Annotated in this window: 17 protein-coding genes, 1 tRNA gene and 1 pseudogene; 9 read left to right on the top strand and 10 right to left on the bottom strand. The window is 61.2% G+C overall.

What is annotated here, in order from left to right:
* Positions 1 to 301, top strand: a pseudogene (locus tag A6A05_RS20275) (hypothetical protein); the annotation flags it as partial.
* A 15-nt stretch (positions 302 to 316) separates the two neighbouring features.
* Here A6A05_RS20275 and ftsZ read toward each other — a convergent pair.
* From ftsZ to mamY, 4 genes are all read right to left on the bottom strand, one after another.
* Positions 317 to 1,336: a cell division protein FtsZ gene (gene ftsZ, locus A6A05_RS15885; protein WP_342670028.1), complete on the bottom strand. Its 1,020-nt coding sequence runs from the start codon at positions 1,334 to 1,336 to the stop codon at positions 317 to 319.
* A complete protein-coding gene (gene mamZ / locus A6A05_RS15880; protein ID WP_068503452.1) occupies positions 1,294 to 3,225 on the bottom strand; it encodes a magnetosome biogenesis transporter MamZ in 1,932 nt (643 codons plus the stop codon). The genes ftsZ and mamZ overlap by 43 nt, the downstream gene beginning before the upstream one ends.
* On the bottom strand, positions 3,209 to 4,018 hold the full coding sequence (gene mamX, locus A6A05_RS15875) for a magnetosome protein MamX (RefSeq protein ID WP_245644319.1): 810 nt from the start codon (positions 4,016 to 4,018) through the stop codon (positions 3,209 to 3,211). Before mamX ends, mamZ begins: the two co-directional genes overlap by 17 nt.
* Before the next feature lie 162 nt (positions 4,019 to 4,180).
* Positions 4,181 to 5,296 (bottom strand): liposome tubulation protein MamY, encoded by a 1,116-nt coding sequence (gene mamY, locus A6A05_RS15870; protein ID WP_068503450.1) that lies wholly within the window; start codon positions 5,294 to 5,296, stop codon positions 4,181 to 4,183.
* A gap of 302 nt (positions 5,297 to 5,598) precedes the next feature.
* Between mamY and A6A05_RS15865 the strand changes: the two genes are divergently transcribed.
* The 6 genes from A6A05_RS15865 (at position 5,599) to A6A05_RS21005 (ending at position 12,105) form a co-directional block, all read left to right on the top strand.
* Entirely contained in the window at positions 5,599 to 6,579 is a 981-nt protein-coding gene (locus tag A6A05_RS15865) for a hypothetical protein (protein WP_068503447.1), read from the top strand.
* A gap of 28 nt (positions 6,580 to 6,607) precedes the next feature.
* Positions 6,608 to 7,513 carry a hypothetical protein gene (locus tag A6A05_RS15860; protein WP_068503444.1) on the top strand — a complete coding sequence of 302 codons (906 nt, stop codon included), beginning with the start codon at positions 6,608 to 6,610 and terminating at the stop codon, positions 7,511 to 7,513.
* A gap of 6 nt (positions 7,514 to 7,519) precedes the next feature.
* Positions 7,520 to 8,485, top strand: coding sequence for a protein kinase domain-containing protein (locus A6A05_RS15855; protein WP_068503441.1), 966 nt, complete (start codon positions 7,520 to 7,522; stop codon positions 8,483 to 8,485).
* A gap of 803 nt (positions 8,486 to 9,288) precedes the next feature.
* The gene (locus A6A05_RS15850) at positions 9,289 to 9,549 is read left to right on the top strand and encodes a FeoA family protein (protein ID WP_068503439.1); all 261 of its coding nucleotides are present in this window, start codon (positions 9,289 to 9,291) and stop codon (positions 9,547 to 9,549) included.
* A gap of 38 nt (positions 9,550 to 9,587) precedes the next feature.
* Positions 9,588 to 11,702 carry a ferrous iron transport protein B gene (gene feoB, locus A6A05_RS15845; RefSeq protein ID WP_068503436.1) on the top strand — a complete coding sequence of 705 codons (2,115 nt, stop codon included), beginning with the start codon at positions 9,588 to 9,590 and terminating at the stop codon, positions 11,700 to 11,702.
* A 172-nt stretch (positions 11,703 to 11,874) separates the two neighbouring features.
* Positions 11,875 to 12,105, top strand: coding sequence for a hypothetical protein (locus A6A05_RS21005; protein WP_156521102.1), 231 nt, complete (start codon positions 11,875 to 11,877; stop codon positions 12,103 to 12,105).
* A 66-nt stretch (positions 12,106 to 12,171) separates the two neighbouring features.
* Here A6A05_RS21005 and A6A05_RS15840 read toward each other — a convergent pair whose 3' ends face one another.
* Entirely contained in the window at positions 12,172 to 12,507 is a 336-nt protein-coding gene (locus A6A05_RS15840) for a magnetosome magnetite crystal formation protein family (protein WP_068503433.1), read from the bottom strand.
* Positions 12,508 to 12,518: 11 nt separating this feature from the next.
* Positions 12,519 to 13,076 carry a magnetosome protein MamG gene (gene mamG / locus A6A05_RS15835; RefSeq protein ID WP_156521101.1) on the bottom strand — a complete coding sequence of 186 codons (558 nt, stop codon included), beginning with the start codon at positions 13,074 to 13,076 and terminating at the stop codon, positions 12,519 to 12,521.
* 559 nt (positions 13,077 to 13,635) lie between these two features.
* Here mamG and A6A05_RS15830 point away from each other — a divergent pair.
* Positions 13,636 to 14,004 (top strand): hypothetical protein, encoded by a 369-nt coding sequence (locus tag A6A05_RS15830; RefSeq protein ID WP_245644318.1) that lies wholly within the window; start codon positions 13,636 to 13,638, stop codon positions 14,002 to 14,004.
* 844 nt (positions 14,005 to 14,848) lie between these two features.
* On the opposite strand, the gene A6A05_RS15820 is transcribed toward A6A05_RS15830, so the two are convergent.
* From A6A05_RS15820 to thiE, 4 genes are all read right to left on the bottom strand, one after another.
* Positions 14,849 to 14,923 (bottom strand) — tRNA-Val (locus A6A05_RS15820).
* Positions 14,924 to 15,046: 123 nt separating this feature from the next.
* Positions 15,047 to 15,772: an MgtC/SapB family protein gene (locus tag A6A05_RS15815; protein WP_068503429.1), complete on the bottom strand. Its 726-nt coding sequence runs from the start codon at positions 15,770 to 15,772 to the stop codon at positions 15,047 to 15,049.
* The gene (locus A6A05_RS15810) at positions 15,772 to 16,353 is read right to left on the bottom strand and encodes an LOG family protein (RefSeq protein WP_068503426.1); all 582 of its coding nucleotides are present in this window, start codon (positions 16,351 to 16,353) and stop codon (positions 15,772 to 15,774) included. Before A6A05_RS15810 ends, A6A05_RS15815 begins: the two co-directional genes overlap by 1 nt.
* Positions 16,353 to 16,988, bottom strand: coding sequence for a thiamine phosphate synthase (thiE, locus tag A6A05_RS15805; RefSeq protein ID WP_068503455.1), 636 nt, complete (start codon positions 16,986 to 16,988; stop codon positions 16,353 to 16,355). The genes A6A05_RS15810 and thiE overlap by 1 nt, the downstream gene beginning before the upstream one ends.
* A 167-nt stretch (positions 16,989 to 17,155) precedes the next feature.
* Between thiE and A6A05_RS15800 the strand changes: the two genes are divergently transcribed.
* Positions 17,156 to 17,377: a hypothetical protein gene (locus A6A05_RS15800; protein WP_068503423.1), complete on the top strand. Its 222-nt coding sequence runs from the start codon at positions 17,156 to 17,158 to the stop codon at positions 17,375 to 17,377.
* Positions 17,378 to 17,618: the final 241 nt, after the last annotated feature.

The following is a 17,618-nucleotide window of genomic DNA, read 5'->3' as shown; positions in this document are numbered from 1 at the left end:
CCGCCACCACCAACGCCAATCAGGCTGGCAGAATCTCAGAGCAAGGGCCGCTCGAACAGGCGGCCGTCACCGGGGGGGATACGACGATCTGAACCGGCTGGCTTGGTTGGTGGGGCATTCCCGCCGGATGATGGCCGTCATCCGCCAGAATATCGGCTTCGCCATCGCGTTGAAGGCCGTCTTCATGGTGTTGGCGTTTTTTGATATCGCCACCTTATGGGGAGCCATTGCGGCGGATATGGGAGCTGCTCTTCTGGTGGCCTTCAATGGATTGCGCCTGCTGAGGGCCGCCGATGCTTGATTCTCCCGGAGCGGCTTAGGCGATACCGGTGGCGACCACCGAGACCCGCATCTTGCCGTCCAGCTTCTCGTCGAAGGTGGATCCGAAGATGATGTTGGCGTCGGGCGCCACTTCGGCGCGGATACGGTTGGCGGCCTCGTCCACCTCGAACAGCGTCATGTCCATGCCGCCAGTGATGTTGATCAGCACTCCCTTGGCCCCCGCGATGGAGGTGTCGCCCAAGAGCGGGTTGGAGATGGCTGCCTCGGCGGCCTTGACGGCGCGCGGTTCGCCCTCGGCCTCGCCGGTGCCCATGATGGCCTTGCCCATCTCGCTCATAACTATGCGAATATCGGCGAAATCCAAATTGATGAGCCCGGGCTTCACTACCAGATCGGTGACGCTACGCACGCCGGAATTCAGAACGTTGTCGGCCATCTTGAAGGCATCAATGAAGGTGGTGCGTTCAGAGGCGATGCGAAACAGGTTCTGATTGGGGATGATGATCAGGGTGTCGACGACGTGCTGCAATTCCTCAATGGCGGCTTCGGCCGTGCCCATGCGATGACCACCCTCGAAGTGGAAGGGCTTGGTGACCACGCCGATGGTCAGGATGCCCCGCTCCCGCGCAGCCTGGGCAATGACCGGAGCAGCGCCGGAACCGGTTCCGCCGCCCATGCCGGCGGTAATGAACACCATATTGGCGTCGTCGATGGCGGTCAGGATGTCGTCGATGCTCTCTTGGGCTGCCGAGCGGCCCAGTTCGGGACGTGACCCCGCACCCAGGCCTTTGGTGACATGGCCTCCAAGCGGAATGCGCCGGTCGGCCAAGCTTAACCCCAGGGCTTGGGCGTCCGTATTCGCGGCTATGAATTCCACGCCCTCGATCTTGGACAGGATCATGTTGTTGACGGCATTGCCGCCCGCGCCACCGACGCCGATCACGATGATTCTGGGACGTATCATTGTCATGTCTTCGCCAAAGCCAATGAATTCAACGCCAAAAATACCAGTTAGCCGATTCGCAGGGCGCGCAGCACATTGCCGCCCCGCCACTGGTAGAAACGGTACCACAGAAGAACTATGACGGCCGCCGCATAGACATAGGGTTCGCCATTCTCGTGGTTGGCAGCAAGGATGAAATGCAGCGCCACCAGGGCATTGATGACATAGGTGGCCTTATGCAGCATTTTCCAGCGTTTGCCGCCGATCTTCTTGATCTGGCTGTTGGCGGAGGTGAAGGCCAGGGGGATCAGCAGGAGGAACGCGGCCAGGCCGAGCAGAATGAATGGCCGCTTGTAGATGTCGCTCGCCATGTCACCCAGATTGAGCGCCCATTCCAGGGTGACATAGGCCAGAACGTGCAATACCGCGTAGAAAAAGGCGAACAGGCCGATCATGCGCCGGTACTTGGCCAGGGTCTTGATGCCAGTAATCTCCTGCACCGGGCGCATGGACAGCGAGATGATCAGGAAGGTGAAGGCCCAATCGCCCAGATAGCGGTTGACGAAACCGACCGGGGCCTCGCCCAGAGAGCCGTTGGAAATATAGCCTTCGATAACACTGCGCCCGATCAGCCAGACGAAGGGGAGTGCCGCGGTCAGGAACACCAGCGGCTTCCAATCCACCATGCGGGTGGATTTAAGGTGGTGATCGCAGGTCTCATCAATGCCGTTGGCCAGCAGCCAGGCGGCGTAGAGCGTCACCAGCATCTTGCCGGTTCCCATCAGGATGAATGGCGCGCGCGGGCCAAGCGCATCGAAATAATAGCCGCCACTTTGCACCAGCATGACGGTGCCAAGGCCGCCAACCAGATAGGCCGCCCCAACCATGGCGCCCAGGATCGGCTTGGGCGAGACGTCCACGGTCAGGACCTGAAGAGTCACGAAACACCCGGCATGGCCGATGCCTACCATCAGCAACGGCAAGGCTACCAGCCAGTTGAAGGGATTGGCGAACATTCCGAGCCAGATATAGCCGACCGACGCCAGGGAAAGGCTGGCCCCGATGGCGGAAATGCGGCTGTGGCGCTCGATAAAGGATCGCCACAGCGGGATTGCCGCCAGAACGGCCAGCCCCAACAGACCGATCATCACGGCGGCATGGGCGGTGGCGTAGGTGCGGGTCACCCCCACCAGATCGGACACGGAAATGCACCACAGCGAGAAGAACAGGCTGAGGATGATCACGTCGGCGCGGGTGTAGAAGGCGGCGGCGAAGGCCAATTGCAAGCGCGGGTCGCTGGTGATCACCGACCAGACTTGCCGAAGGGGATGCTCGTCTCCCGTCGCCGCTTGCTGGGGCTGTGCCACATCCCGCAAGGATTTGCGTGTCATCTGGAACCCGGCGATGCCGATCAGCAGCGGCAGGCACATGATGATGAACACACCGCCCTTGTAATCGGCCATCTGCATGATGATGGCCGACAGCATGGTGCCGCCGAAGACCATCATGAACACCAAATTTCCCATCAGGCGCGGCCGGTTGGCCCGCGAGGACACATCGCCCACCAGGGTGGAAAGCTGCAACTGGACGGTATCGGCCCCCACGGTCAGCAGCACCCGGGTCAGATAGAACAGCACCAGCCCGGCGGCACCGAAGGCGAGCCCCATTTGCACGCTGAGCAGGGACATGGCCGCGCCAGCCACCGCGATCAGGAAGCCCGTGGCGATGATCCGAACCCGGCCAATCCGATCGGATAGCAGGCCGAACCATCCCACGCAGACGATGGAGACGATCTCGGCCACCACCTGAATATCGGCGTTGACCGCGCCCTCTTTTTCGAAGGCAATGCCAAAAATCTTATCCAGCAGCAGGGGCTGGATAGAGACGGACAGCGCGGCCACCAGAGCGCCCACGGTCATCAGCAGATAGATGATATTCCATTGGGTGGGGGCGAAGTCAGCCGGTGTCGTGCCGGTGGAGGGGTTACCGCTCTTCGGCATCCACGCCTCCAACATTAGCCCACAGACCGTTGAGATGGTTGTCACGCAGGGCGCAGACTTCGCCATTGGCCATGACGCTCATGGCGTAATCCAGCCCGGCGCTCGCCTGGGTCGGGTCGCGGAAGGCGGTGCCCTTGACGAACATACCGGGACGGACCAAGCAGCCCTCCGCTTGCAGGAACCAGAGCGGGGCAAGGTCGATCCACATGGGAGGATTGATCCCATCGTTGATCTGAATATAGATATCGCCCCAGACCGAGCGGGTGCCAGCGCCCGCCACGCTGACGATCTTGCCCTGATAGCGGAAGGGCACCATCCGCTCATGTGCTTCGTTGCCCAGGGGCGCCGGTGCCGGGGCAACCGCCAGCGCCACGCTCATCGCCTCGGGTAAGAGCATGCCCTGCGGGAATGCCACCGGAGCGGGGCTTGCCTTGCCGCTCTTGGCAATGCTGCCCTTCTTCACGATGGTGTGGCAACTGGCGCAGGCCATCTTCTCGCGTCCATCCACATGCGGCGCCGGGGTTCCCTGAACGATGGGCAGCGTGCCCGCGCCCGGACCGGTAGCGGCGGAAGCGGGGGTGACGATATGGCAGCTGGAGCAGACCATCTTCTCGCGGCCATCGCGATGGGGGGCGGCCATCCCAGCGACAATGGGCGGCGCAAGATCGTAGGTGTGATCTTCCCACGGATTGGCATTGAACAGCGCAGTCAGAACTAGGGCCATGCTGAAGGCAATGCCCAGCGCCATGATCCAGACGGCGATGTCGGGATGTGCGACGGCTTTGGTGTTCACGGAAGTTCGACTGTGGCCAAAGTGGAGCTACCGATTCCCGATGTGCTAGTGGTGAAAGTGCCGAAGTTTCTCATATTCCCATACGCAATGGAATGGCCATCGGCCTTCGGTCTGGATCGAAGCTGGAAATGGTGGCCATGCAATTTCGGACGGCGGCTTTCGTCACGCATCGGAGATGGGGGTTCCATCGATGAGGAAGTGCTCGGCCAGGGCCTTTTCCAAGGCCCACAACTCGCCATCCTCGAAGACGATCCGAACCAGATCATTAGGGTCGCAGGCGGACACCAGCGAGCGGATCTCCCGGGCCTCGCGCAGGATTTTGGAAATCTGCTGGCGCACATTCTCGGCATCAATCGCGCATTGCTGCAATTGGTCGGAATGGTTGACGACCTCGTTGACCAAGCTGCGGAAAAAGACGTTCTTGTCACCCGCGAAATAGGCGTTGGTCAGGGTCGAAATAAACTTTCGTGTTCCCTCCCTGTCGCCATGGGCCGCGTTCAGGTGCTCGCTCAGGAGCTGGGTTGCGGTCATGCTGAGGTCGTTGAGGGCCAGCCCCAGCACCTCCGCCAACGCCCGCATGCGGTCGATCCGCTGTGACGGGTCGAGGCCGGGCTCGGCGACCGGAACCACATTCCGGCTTTGGGCGATATGGGACAGTTCTTGGGTGATTTTCTGGGACAGAACCAGTTGGGAGCGCAGTTCATCGACGATGTCGTCGCGGCTGTCGCGGCTTGTCTCCACCAGCTGGGTGGTGGCCGAGATTTGCGCCTCCAACTGTGCAGTCACCGTCTCGCGGTATTCGCGGAACATCTGGGCCAGCAAGGCCAGGGGGGGGGCGTCGCCTGAATCCGGCGAGGGCGCGGCGAGGGCGCGGTTGTCCTGATTGATCTGGACCAACTGGGCGGTGGCCTCGACCTGGGCTGCCACCTGGGCGGCAATGGCTTCGCGATGTTCGCGGAACAGATCGGCCAGCATGGTGACCGCCTCTTCGGAAACAGGATCCCGCTGGGGCAGGTTGGAAATTTCAGACTTCATGCTTTCGACGGTTCTCACAATCCGTGAGAGCATGAAGATCAAAATAATCAGAGCAATAGGAAGTAAAATGGTCAGAATTAAAATAAAAATTTCGTGTGGCAGCATTGAAAAAATATTATTCCAGCCACTGAAAATTGTGACATAAATAAGTGATGATATGGCCCAGGAGAATGATCCGATATATACGATGCGGGCTCCTCCGTTAACCGTCTTTGATACTTTGTTGACAAGGGCCATCAACATAAGGGCTGCTCCCGTGGTGGCTGTGGTGGTCGCCAAAATGTTCTGGTGTGTATAGGATTCTGCCACAGTAACAGCAAGGTGATCGGCAGGGTAGCTTGGACACAAGGGATAGATATGGCTTTGCGGCGAGTTCGTCAATGCCTGAATATGCGTATTACTCGCAACACCGCCTGCTTTGTTTGCGGACCTGCATTGCCGGATATGGCTGTGTACATGCATGGGGCGATTATGGTAATCGCCCAATATCAACATATTGTGGGTCGTGCACTTGTCATGCATGACTGAGCGACCAGGAGGCGAGCATGAGCTATTCCCAGGAAATCAGTAGGGAGTGCAAGGGGGTGTTCCTGTTTTTGGTTGATCAGTCGAGATCCATGAACAAGGAGTTTGGCCCCGACCAGTCTGGACGGATGGTCAGCCGCGCCGTGGTGGTCGCCAATGCCCTGAACGGCACCTTGGAGGAACTGGTCAACCGCTGTATGCGCGACGAAGGCGTGCGCGATTATTTCGACATCGGCATCATCGGTTATGGCCGCACCAACCGCCCAGAGTTCTGCTGGCGGGGTGCCTTGGCTGGTCGTCGGCTGGTTCCCATCTCGGAGGTGGCCGACAACGCGGAGATCGAAGAGGTGGACATCGAAACCGAGGTGCGCGGGCAGGTGCTGATCGAGCGGCTCACTCTTTCGCGTTGGATCGATCCGGTGGGAGTGGACAGCACCCCCATGAATGCCGCCTTCCGTCTCGCCCATTCCACCCTGGACGAGTGGGTTTGCCACAATCCGGACTCGTTCCCTCCGGTGGTCATCAATATTACCGACGGAATGGCCAACGACGTTAATACCGATGCCGAGCTTCTGGCGACATCGCGGGATTTGACCGGTTTGAAGACCTGCGACGGGAATGTGTTGCTGATCAACTGCCACATTGCGGGCGGGACTGATGCGCCGGTGGTGTTTCCCTCATCCGCAGCGGAATTGCCGCGCGATCCCTATGCCAAGCTGCTGTTCAACATGTCGAGCGAATTGTCCAACCGTCATCGCGCCGTCATCTGCGAGGTGTTCGAGCGCGATATGGCAAGTGCGCCGATCATCAAAGGCATGGCATACAATGCCGACGCCACGGCGCTGCTCAAACTGCTGGATATCGGCACCCGTCAGGCCATCGGCGTTTCTACTCCCTTCGAGCCCCATGTGGCGCTGGGGGCGGTTTCCGACCTGGTTGTCGTCGAGTCCTTCGAGATTGAAAATCCCGTGATGCAGGTTGAATTCGGGGATCAAGGTTAGTCAGCCATTGCTTCGGAAATGCCTTCCCATGCTCTCATGGACCGCCCAGGGCCGATCGGTCGTTAAGCCCCGTAATGACAGCTTCGCCAGCGGCGACCAACTGCTGTGGCGGCAGAACGAGGACCGGCTGCGGCTGACGAGGACGCCTGATGGTCTGTTGGCGGCGGTTTCGGATGGGGCTGGCGGCGCGGGGCTGTTCTGCGGTCCTTGGGCAGAGACTCTGGTGACGCGGCTGCCCAAGACTCCCATCACGAGCATGAAGGCGCTGAACCAGTGGATGGATGGATTTTGTCTGAATTTTCGTGCGGATCATGCCGCTCTGTCCAAGGCCACCCCGGCCCGGCACAGTAAATTCATCCGGGAAGGTTCATTCGCAACGCTGGTGGCGGGGTGGTTGGCTTATCGGCGGGGGCGCGTCATGCTGCAATGGCTGGGCTATGGCGACAGCCAGCTGATGGTGTTCGACCGGACAGGGCGGCAGCCGGCTCTGGCCGCTAGCTATCCGGCGACACTTTCGGCGCTGGACCGCGCCCCCTTTTTGCTTAATTGGAAAGACATGCCGCGTGAGGCCAGCCTTCATGGGGGCGAGATGGTGTTGCCGGATCGGGCGACGGTGGTTCTGGCCTCGGACGGAATTGGTCAGTATCTGCTGCTGCGGACCCTGGCCAGTCTTCCAAGGTCCCAGGCTTCTGGCGGAATGTTGAATGAGTTCCTGAGGTTAAGCGGTGGCGAGAGCAAGCTTGGGCAGGCCGCCCGTGCCCACCGCGCCACGCCGGGCCCAGGCATATCCGGCGAATTGGCGACGCTGCGCGATTGCCTGAAATCGGATATGTCTTTCGCCGGGCGTATCCGCGCACTCTGCGATAAAGGATTGCTGGCCAATGACGATGCCACACTGATCATGATCGATGTCGATCTTACCCGGAACCGGTGATCCTCAATGCCCCTTCCCCTGATCAACGACTACAAGACGGCCATCGCCAATGCCAAGGGGCGGTTTGCGACTTTGGAATTCGAGCCGCATCTGGATGCCCGTCGCAGCCCGGTTTTCCTGGCCGGCAATTTTGCCGGTGTGTTCAGGGTCGTGACCAGGGACGGGGAACATCTCGCCATCAAATGCTTCACCCGTGAAGTGCCAGATCTGCCGCGCCGATATTCCGCTGTCGCAAAATTTTGCCGGACCGCCCAGTGCCCCTATGTGGTGCCTCTGCAATTTCTGTCGGCCGAGGTGTTTGTCACATCCCGCGTCGCCCCCCATGCTGATTATGCGGTGGTGACCATGCCATGGATCGACGGCCGCAGTATTGGCGCTGTCGCCGAAATCCTGTGCCAAAGGGGTAATGCCGCGGCGCTGGCCGGGTTGACTCGGGCCTGGAGCCGTCTGTGCCTGGATCTGCTACAACGCGGCATCGCCCATGGCGATTTGAAGCATGACAATATCCTGGTCAGCCAGGACGGCCGCCTGAAGCTGATCGACTATGATTCCATGTACCTGCCCGAATTGAAGGGGCTGCCCTCGACCATGTTGGGCGGCATCAATTTCCAGCACCCCAAGCGCGACATTCGGCATTTCGATGCCGCCATCGATCACTTTTCCATGCTGGTCATTTTGCTGTCGTTGCGGGCTTTGACCTTTGGGCCGGAGTTGTTCCGCCGCCACCACAACGGCGAGAACCTGATCCTGACCAAGGATGATTTTACTCGGCCGGAGGGGTCGGATATGTTGAAGGTATTGGCGGTCAGCCCGGATTTTCATGTTCGCGACTGGACATCGCACCTGATCAAATCGGCCAAGGCTCCTTCCATTGGCATTCCTGGTATGGATGTCATCCTCAAGACGGCGGCCAAAATCGATGCGACTCTGGCTTTGCCGCCAAAGAAGGCGTTGTTTTCGTTCTTTTCCTGAGCCTTGCCCTTTTTCTCGCGGCATTACCGAAGCGGCTACGCCAATCAAAGCGTCAAGATGCGGAGTCGTCCAAAGCCACCGCCAATTCGTCCTTGGGAGGTGCAGGCTTTCGGTCCCGGTTGGCCCAAGGCTCCAGCTCCAGCTTTTGCTCCAAGCCCTTTCACCGCGCCCGCTTTGCCCCCGAAACAGGTGCTTCCATTCATGGGGCAAGTCTGGCCGGGCATGGAATGCCGGCGGAAAGGCATGAGGAAAGCGCTTATGGGCGGTTTTCAACTGCCAGCAGCTCCCAATTTGCCGTAACGGCCAAGGCCGGTGCCGTAAATCCAGGCGCCCAGATCGCAATCCTCGTGGCCCTTTAGCGGCTCATCTGTCCCTTTGCCTTTCACGGTTGCCTCCAATGCGGCTTCCCAAAGAAGATGGGAAAGTCTGGCGGCGTTGACGTCAAGTTCGGTCGTAATTATCGAATTTGGTCCTTGAGTGCCCAGGATGCATGCCAAGCGTTCAAGCTGCCCCTATATAAGCGGCGAGGGCGAGGCGCATCACTGACAATTGTCAGTCACCCGATGGACGCGGGAAATATTTAGAGGAAGCCCGTCCGGGCCAATGGAGAGTGCATTTGTGCGCCATGTCGCCACGGCATGGAAGGGATGCCTTTTCGTCGGTTGCCCGCCAATCCATGCCTGATAAGAGTTGTCTGGCGAGACGGGGCGGAATGAACAGGAATGCTTGCTATTACATTTAGCGTTTTGCTTTGAGAAAAAAACAGCTTAAACTGACACGCATTCTCATTCTTAGGGTGCGCTATGAAGCAGTATGGTCAGATAGACAAAGTTACCCTTGCCGACCTTCGCCCCGACCAGCAGGGTGAGATCGTCAAGATCGAAACCGAGGATGGCGTTTTCAAGCGCCGTATGCAGTCACTTGGGGTGGTGTCCGGTGCCGCTGTAACCCTGGATCGTTCTGCTCCGCTCGGAGATCCTCGCATCTACAGCCTGATGGGCTACAGCCTGGGCTTGCGCAATGCCGAGGCCCGGCAGATCCATATCCGCATTTGCATTAAGTAAGCCTGTCCATCCTAACCCGAATCCAAGGGCTTGTACTCATGAAATCCCCCGTCACCGTGGCACTGGTGGGTAACCCCAATGCCGGTTCCACCAGCTTGTTCAATGCCCTGACGGGCGCCCAATCCGCCGTCGCCAACTACCCGCGGGTGACCACCTCGCTGACCGCGCGCGAGGTTACCCATCGCGGTGTCACCCTGCGCATCGTCGATGTGCCGGGCTTCTTCTCCACCTCGTCGCAATCCCCGGAGGAGAAGGTCGGTTGCGACTATATCCATGGCGAGGAACCCGACATCATCGTCAATGTGCTGGATGCAGGCCATTTGGACCGCAGCCTGTTCCTGACCACCCAGCTGATCGAGACCGGGCTGCCCCGCATCACCGTGTTGAACATGATGGATGAGGTCCGGCGGGCCGGTATTCGCATCGACACCGCCCTATTGGCCTCGGCCCTCGGGTCGCCGGTGGTGGAGACCTGCGCCCTGAAGAAGGAGGGCATCGACGCCCTGCTGGACGCGGTGGCGGCCATGGCCTCGACAACTCCCGCCGCCGCCCCGTTGCGGCTGCACTATGACAGCCATCTTGAGGGGGCCATCGAGCGGGTCCAGCAGCATCTGTCCAAGCTGCACCCCCAGGAGCTGAGCCCGGTGCGCTCGCGCTGGCTGGCCATCAAGATGCTGGAAGGCGATGACGAGGTTCTGCGCCACGAAAGCAACCATGTCGAACTGGTCGAGGAGATCAAGGGCGAGCAGACAGCCCTGGCCCACGAGCATGATGAGGACACCGCCGGCCTGCTGGCCTCGGCGAGGTTCGCCTTTGCCAACGGCCTGCTGCGCGAAGCCCGCCAGCAGGAGGGCGACCCCACCGCCGGATTCAAGCTGACCCGCATCCTCGACGATTTCTTCCTCAACCGCACCCTGGGTCTTCCCTTGCTGCTGGGTATCCTGTGGGTCATGTTCGAGACCACCTTCAGTCTGGGTGCTATTCCCACCGACTGGATCAAAGCGGGGGTTGAGGTTTCCACCGAGCTCGTGGACAAGACCCTGCCCGAGGGCATGTTCCATGATCTCGTGGTCAACGGCGTCATGGCCGGCGTCGGCGGAACCATTGTTTTCCTACCCAATATCGTCATTCTGTTTTTCTTCATGGCCATCCTCAGCGGCACCGGCTATCTGGCCCGCGCCAGCTTCCTGATGGACCGGGTGATGCACCATTTCGGCCTGCACGGCACCACCCTGATCCCCATGGTGGCGGGGTTCGGCTGCAATGTGCCGGCCGTCATGGCCACCCGCGTCATCACCAATAAGCGGGCCCGTCTGATCGCCATGCTGATCGCGCCGTTCATGAACTGCTCGGCCCGCCTGCCGGTCTTCATCCTGTTCGCCGGCGCTTTCTTCACCGACATCGCCGGCACCGTGGTCTTCGCCATGTATATGCTGTCCCTGGTCGCCGCCATGCTGTCGGCGGTGTTGCTCAATCGCATCATCCCCGGCAGCGGCGGCGACGCCTTCGTGATGGAGCTACCGCCCTATCGTCTGCCGACCCTGCATTCGGTGCTGCACCATATGTGGGACAGCGCCCAGGGCTTCGTCGCCAAGGTCACCGGGGTCATCCTGGTGGGCTCCATCGTGATCTGGTTCCTCCAGGAATTCCCCCGCGACATCACCTATTCCCAGGATTTCGAGACGGTCATCGCCGAACAGACTGCGCTTCCCGACAGCCCGGAAAAGGAAACGGCGCTGAAGACGCTGAAAAGCGCTCAGGCACAAGAGAAACTGGAAAAGAGCTATCTGGGGCGTTCGGCCATCGCTGTGGCACCGCTGTTCGAGCCTCTGGGCTTTTCCTGGCGGGATTCGGCGGCCATCATGACCGGCTTCGTCGCCAAGGAAGTGGTGGTGGCGACCTATGCCGTCATCTATGCCCAGGAGAAGGGGTCGGAGGAACTGACCGAGACCTTGAAGAACGCCATGCCGCCCGCCACGGCCATCGCCTTCATGATCTTCACCTTGCTCTACGCGCCTTGCCTGTCCACCATCGCCATCATCGGCAAGGAGGCGCAGAGCTGGCGTTGGGCCGGGTTCTCGGTGGCCTATTCCCTGACCTTCGCCTGGCTGCTGGCCCTGGCCGCCAGCCGGATCGGCGGGACATTCTTGTAGGTCTTGTTCTGGTGGCGGAGTTGCTCCGCCGCCCCTTGATGAAAGAAGCTTTGCGCCATGGCTTGGGGATCACTCTGGGATATAGGCGCCATTGCCGTCGTGGGAGCGGGGGCCGCCTTCGTGGTCATCCGTCATCTGTGGCGGATGTGGCGGCCGTCCGACGGAGCGTCGTGTGGCGGTGGATGCAGTTGCGGCGCCAAGCGAAATGGCGGCCGCGCCGATTGTGGCTGACCCCCGCCATGGGGATACGGCAATGATCTCTCGCGATCAGCTGCCTCGGAACGGCAGGCTGAAGATCTGCATTCTGCTGGGGCTGGCCGCCTTGGCCATGGGCATTATCGAAATTGTCGATAACGGCCCCGCCTTGCTGCGTGGCACCCTCGATTGGTGGCGCCGTATGTGACCAGAAACGCTAACGCCGAGATGACCCAATGGAGTCATCTCGGCGCAGCATATCCGTTCAGCAGAGTCAGATACGGTCGGCGATATATCCGACCAGCGGCAGCCTCCAGGCGCGGCGGAACGCCACCGAGGCCAGCCCGGCCACCGACAGCACGAGAACCAGCATGGACGAGAAGCCGAAGAACCACTTTCCGATGCCGGGAATTTCCAGGACGAACATGGAAAGGACCGCGATCATCCACAGCACCAGCCCTTGCTTGGCATGGAACTGAACGTATTCATCATCCTTGTTGCGCATCAAAGGCACAAAACAAAGAATACCGAGATAGCTGAGGGCAGCCATCAACAGGGGCTTGTAACTGGTTCCGGTTTCTTGCGACAACCCGACAGTCTGTGCGGTCATTTCGTCCTCCTTCAGACGGCTTCGGCCGCAGCCGGCTCGGCATTGCGGTTCTTGTAATATCCATAAAGAGCGACGGCGCCCGCCACTCCGACCACGCCCAGCAGCACCGGCCCCCAAGCGCCCAGACCCAGACCGAGGCCCAAGCTGACACCCTTGGCGGACAGCATGGCGCTGCTGCTGGTGGCGGCGGCAATGGGGCTGGCAGTGACCGAAGCCCCGGTGGCAGCGCCTGCGGCAGCGCCGGCAGCGCCGGCAGCACCGGCTCCACCGGCGGCAACCATGGCCTTGCCCTTGACGCCGGTCGCGGCGACCTTGGTGGCGGCGCCAGCTCCCTTGGCGGCCATGGCCGCCTGATTGGCACCACCAGCAGCCGTCTTAGCACCGGCCGCCTTCATGCCCGCGGCCTTGGCGGTCACCGCCTCGCGCTCAACCTCTGCCGCGGCAGCCTTTGCCGCCCCGGTCTTGGCCGCGGCGCCATTGGCAGCGCCGGCCTTGGCCCCACCGGCCTTCATGCCGGCGGCCTGAGCGGCGCCCTCACGTTCGATTTCCGGAGCAGCCGCGGCCGCCATGGCCGCGCCGCCAGCCGCGGGAGCTGCGGCCTTCGCGGCGGTCCCACCAGCCATACCTGTTGCCATCTGTGCGGCCATAACCTAACTCCTCTAGTGCACTGGTTCATTCAGATGGTGCGCCGACCACCTGAATGAGCCAGTGCACAATTCGTTGATTTTGTGGGCCGATTCACCCGACAGAAGGTTCAGGACCCTGAACCTTCTGTCGGGATCGGACCACTAGGATAGAGCTAAAAACATACATATGGGATGGCGCTAAGGACGTACATGTCTTATTGCGTAGTTTCACCTACTCAGTAATAGTCTGCAAGCGGAAAATGATGCTTCAGCAGCAAGTGAAGTTAATAATAAGTCTCATATCCGCACTTGTTCTTTCAGCCCATCATGCTGTTTTGTCCAAGAATTTGATGGAGCCATAGTCTTCTCTAAAGTGATGGCGCGTGAGATTCAGGGCCTCCGGTTGTTTCATAATCAAGGCTCCGGATGGGAAATGATTTCGTCGGCAGATATCCCCTCCAGCGTTAACCCTACCGTTGTTCAACCACAGGAGACGTGATCCTTGGCCTATTCACAGGAAATCAGCCGAGACCAGCGCGGCGCCTTTATCTTTCTGGTCGATCAATCCAAATCCATGAACACCGCCTTTGGTGTTGATGATAACGGACAGAAGATCAGCCGGGCCCAGGTGGTGGCGGATGCGCTCAACCGAACCCTCGACGAGTTGATCAACCGCTGTATGCGCGATGAAGGCGTCCGTGACTATTTCGACATCGGTGTTATCGGCTATGGGCGCACCAACCGCGCAGAGTTCTGCTGGCTGGGAAACCTCGCCGGGCGCACATTAGTGCCGATCTCCGAGGTGGCGGAAAACGCCGAGACCATCGAGGAAGAGACCACCACCATGGTTCGCGGTCAGCCGAAACGATGATCCGGTCAATCGCCTGAGAAAGCTGAAGGCCGCCCTCGGCCAACTGGCTCGCTTCCTGAGTGGGCAGCGCCGGGATGGCTACCAGTTTGGCCAGGTGCCCCAATGCCATGGCCAGTGGTGCGTCGCCACGACGCGCCCATACAGTGCTGCGGCGGGCGGCATGTTGGCCCTCCAGCTTCTGGATATAAATCCTCGCGTCGGCCGGGCTGAGTTCGACCAGGGCCATCAAGGCGGATCGCAGCTGGTTCTCGCCCTCGGCGTTCAGCATGGGAAACGGGGCCGGGTCAGTCAGCAGGTCCTGCGGCTTTTCGGCCCACAGCAGGCGGATGGTTTCTGGATATGGCGAGCGCGTGCGGCACGCTCTCGTCCGCTTGCCATCGCACATCTGGGTCGAGAATTCGAATAGGACGAGCCAGGTACAGCCGAGCTTCGGCCCGTTCAATCTGGCGCCCTGCGATGACCGCGCCTATCGACATGCAGATTACCGCAACGGCTGCGCGATCATGGATGAGTGCGGAATGGGGTTGACCCCGCTTGGCTACTATCCCTGCGCTGTCGCGGGCGGAATCGACCGAGTCCAGGAGGGTGGGCGGAGCCACATTACCCTCCCACTGCCCGAGGACGACATGCTGTCTTCCGTGGCTGGGGCGTGCGCCTTGTGTGGCCGGTTCCGGGACGGCCATTACGTGCCCAGGAATCTTCGCCCCCAATTGCTGGAGGCCCAAGTCTCGCCGACGTGGCAAGCCTTGTATCTGCGCTGGAGGTCGCACTGAAGATTTCCGGACAAAAACTGTCCGAAAATTCTTTTGGAGTTTGGGAAAAGTGAGGAAAATCAAGGAGTAGATGGTGGGCGATGCAGGGATTGAACCTGCGACCCCACCCGTGTGAAGGGTGTGCTCTACCGCTGAGCTAATCGCCCATCTACTCGTGCGGCCGATGATGCCGCTGGGAACTTCCCGGCTGTCGCCAAGGTTCCCATCCGCTCGGGAGGCGGCTTTATAGGGCGAGAGCGGCCCCCTGTCAAGCACCACCCGTCGTTCAATCACGAGCGGTTGGGCGACAGGTGGAACTCGACCAATCCCTTCAGGCCGGCGAAGGCGTCGGCCAGCTTGGCGGGGTCGTGGTCGCCGGTGGACCTGAGGACCAGATGGTAGGCGAAGCGCTGCCCCTCGTTGATCAGGTCGAAGGTCCAGCCGGTGACGTCGTAGCCGAAGCTGGACATGATCGCGGTGATGTCCTCGGCCGACGGCTTGTGGTCGCGCAGGAAGGTCAGCGAGACGTGCATCACCGTCTCGTGCGGCAGCGAGCTTTCGATGCTGCGCACCCCGCTCATCAGCGCCACGGTCAGGATCGCCGCGAAGATCGCCGCGCCGTAGAAGCCCACGCCGATGACCACGCCGATCACCGCCGTCATCCAGATCGAGGCGGCGGTGGACAGGCCCCGGATCGAGAAGCCTTCCTTCATGATGACCCCGGCCCCCAGGAAGCCGATGCCGGTCAGGATGCCCTGGATGGTGCGGGTCGGGTCGGCGGCGGGCGGGGTGTGGCCGGTGCCGCCGAACCACATGTGCGGATAGCCGTTGATGACGGTCAGCACGCAACTGGCGACGCAGACCAGGGCATAGGTGCGAAGGCCGGCGGCGCGACCGTGATAGGACCGTTCGTAGCCGATCAGGATGCCGACCGCCAGCGCGCCCAACAGGTGCAGCAAGATCAGTCCGTTGACCTTCAAGGCGTCGGCGGACCAGTAGGCGAGCAAGGTTTCCATTAGGCGGTATCGCGGGCGATGACGCGGACCATGTCCGGCGCCTGATAGGCGGCGAAGCGGTCCAGCAAGGTGCTCGCATCGGATTCGACCGCCACCATGGCGCGGTGGCGCGCGCGCAGGAAGCCCTCGGCGACCATGTGGTCGAGGAAGGTGTGCAGATGGTCGAAATAGCCGTCGACGTCCAGGAAACCCAGCGGCTTGGGGTGCAGGCCCAACTGACCCCAGGTCCACACCTCGAACAATTCCTCCATGGTGCCGATGCCGCCGGGCAGGGCGATGAAGGCGTCGGCCATGTCGGCCATCAGCGCTTTTCGTTCGTGCATCGAGCCGACCACATGCAGCTGGGTCAGGTCGATATGGCCGACCTCCATCCTCATCAGCGCCTCGGGGATGATGCCGATCACCTCGCCGCCGGCGGCCAGGGCGGCATTGGCGGTGATGCCCATCAGGCCGACATTGCCGCCGCCGTAAACCAGGCCCAGCCCGCGTTCGGCCACCAGCCGGCCCAGGGCCGCCGCCGCCTCGGCATAGACCGGGCGGTTGCCCATGGACGAGCCGCAGAAGACGCAGACCCTTTGCATCAGGCCCCCTTGAAGATACGGTCGAAGGCGGCCACCGCCGCCGCCGGGCCTTGCGCGTGGTTCCACACGCCCCCCGACACCGCCAGGAAGTCGGCGCCGGCTTCCACCAGCGGGCGGCAATTATCGACAGTGATGCCGCCGATGGCCACCGCCGGCACGGTGAACAATTCCGACCACCAGCGCAAAAGCTCAAGGTCGGCGGTGAACTTGGCCTCTTTGGTCTCGGTCGGGAAGAAGGCGCCGAAGGCGACGTAGTCAGCCCCCTGGTCGCCGGCCTCCATCGCCAGGTGGCGGGAATCGTGGCAGGTCACCCCGACGATGCCGTCCTTGCCGACCGCCTTGCGGGCGGCGGCCAGGGTGGAATCCTCCTGGCCGATATGGACGCCATCGCAACCGGTCTCGAAGGCCAGGTCGGGGCGGTCGTTCAGCAGCACCGCCACCCCGGCGCGTTGGGCCGGCGGGCGCAGGACATCGACGATGCGGGCGATCTGGTCGTCGTCCAAGCCCTTCAGCCGGATCTGGGCGCAGGCGACGTCGCCGCCGTTCAGAGCCTCTTCCCAGGTGTTCACCCACTGGAAGGGATTTTCGATCACCGGCGGGGTGATCAGGTACAGGCGGCAGGAATGGGTGGAAATGGCGTCTCTCCCGACAGCAGGGTGGTTTCGGCGAAGTATGGCCGAAACATGGCCGCGTGCCACGAAAGAATCACCATTGCACCCTTATTGCGCCATCAGTGGCGGCGATGATCCCTCAATCCGAACGGGATGGCCCGTCGGACCGAAGATGAAGGAAGGATTTCACCATGCGCGTCTCTCGTACCCTGGTTGCCGCCCTGGTCGCCCTGTCGCTGGCGCCGGTTGCCACCCTGGCTCAGACCGCCACCCCCGCCACTCCGGCCACGCCGGCTCCCGCCGCCGAGAAGGCGGTCGAGAAGAAGGCCGAAAAGGCCAATGTGAAGGTCGAGAAGAAGGCGGAAAAGGTCGAAAAGAAGGCCGAGAAGAAGGCCGAGCCGGTCAAGCAGTAAGCATTCCGATCGCCGGGTACCAGGCGGGGCCGCGTCGACCCTCCCTCGACCCTCATAGGCGTTAACATAGCCTGGACAGGCGGGCGTGAGCGTGATTCAAGATGGAATGATACCGGCGAACGCTCGATCTGACTCGGCGGGGCTTGCCAACCAGCGGCAACCATGAATCACTGGGGTTCCACCAGATACAGGGGGAACCATGTTCGGTAGGCTCAAGATATCGGAAAAGATGACGGCGGCG

Source organism: Magnetospirillum moscoviense, from assembly GCF_001650635.1.
Classification (GTDB): Bacteria; Pseudomonadota; Alphaproteobacteria; order Rhodospirillales; family Magnetospirillaceae; genus Magnetospirillum; species Magnetospirillum moscoviense.
This window is presented reverse-complemented; position numbering and strand designations above follow the sequence as displayed.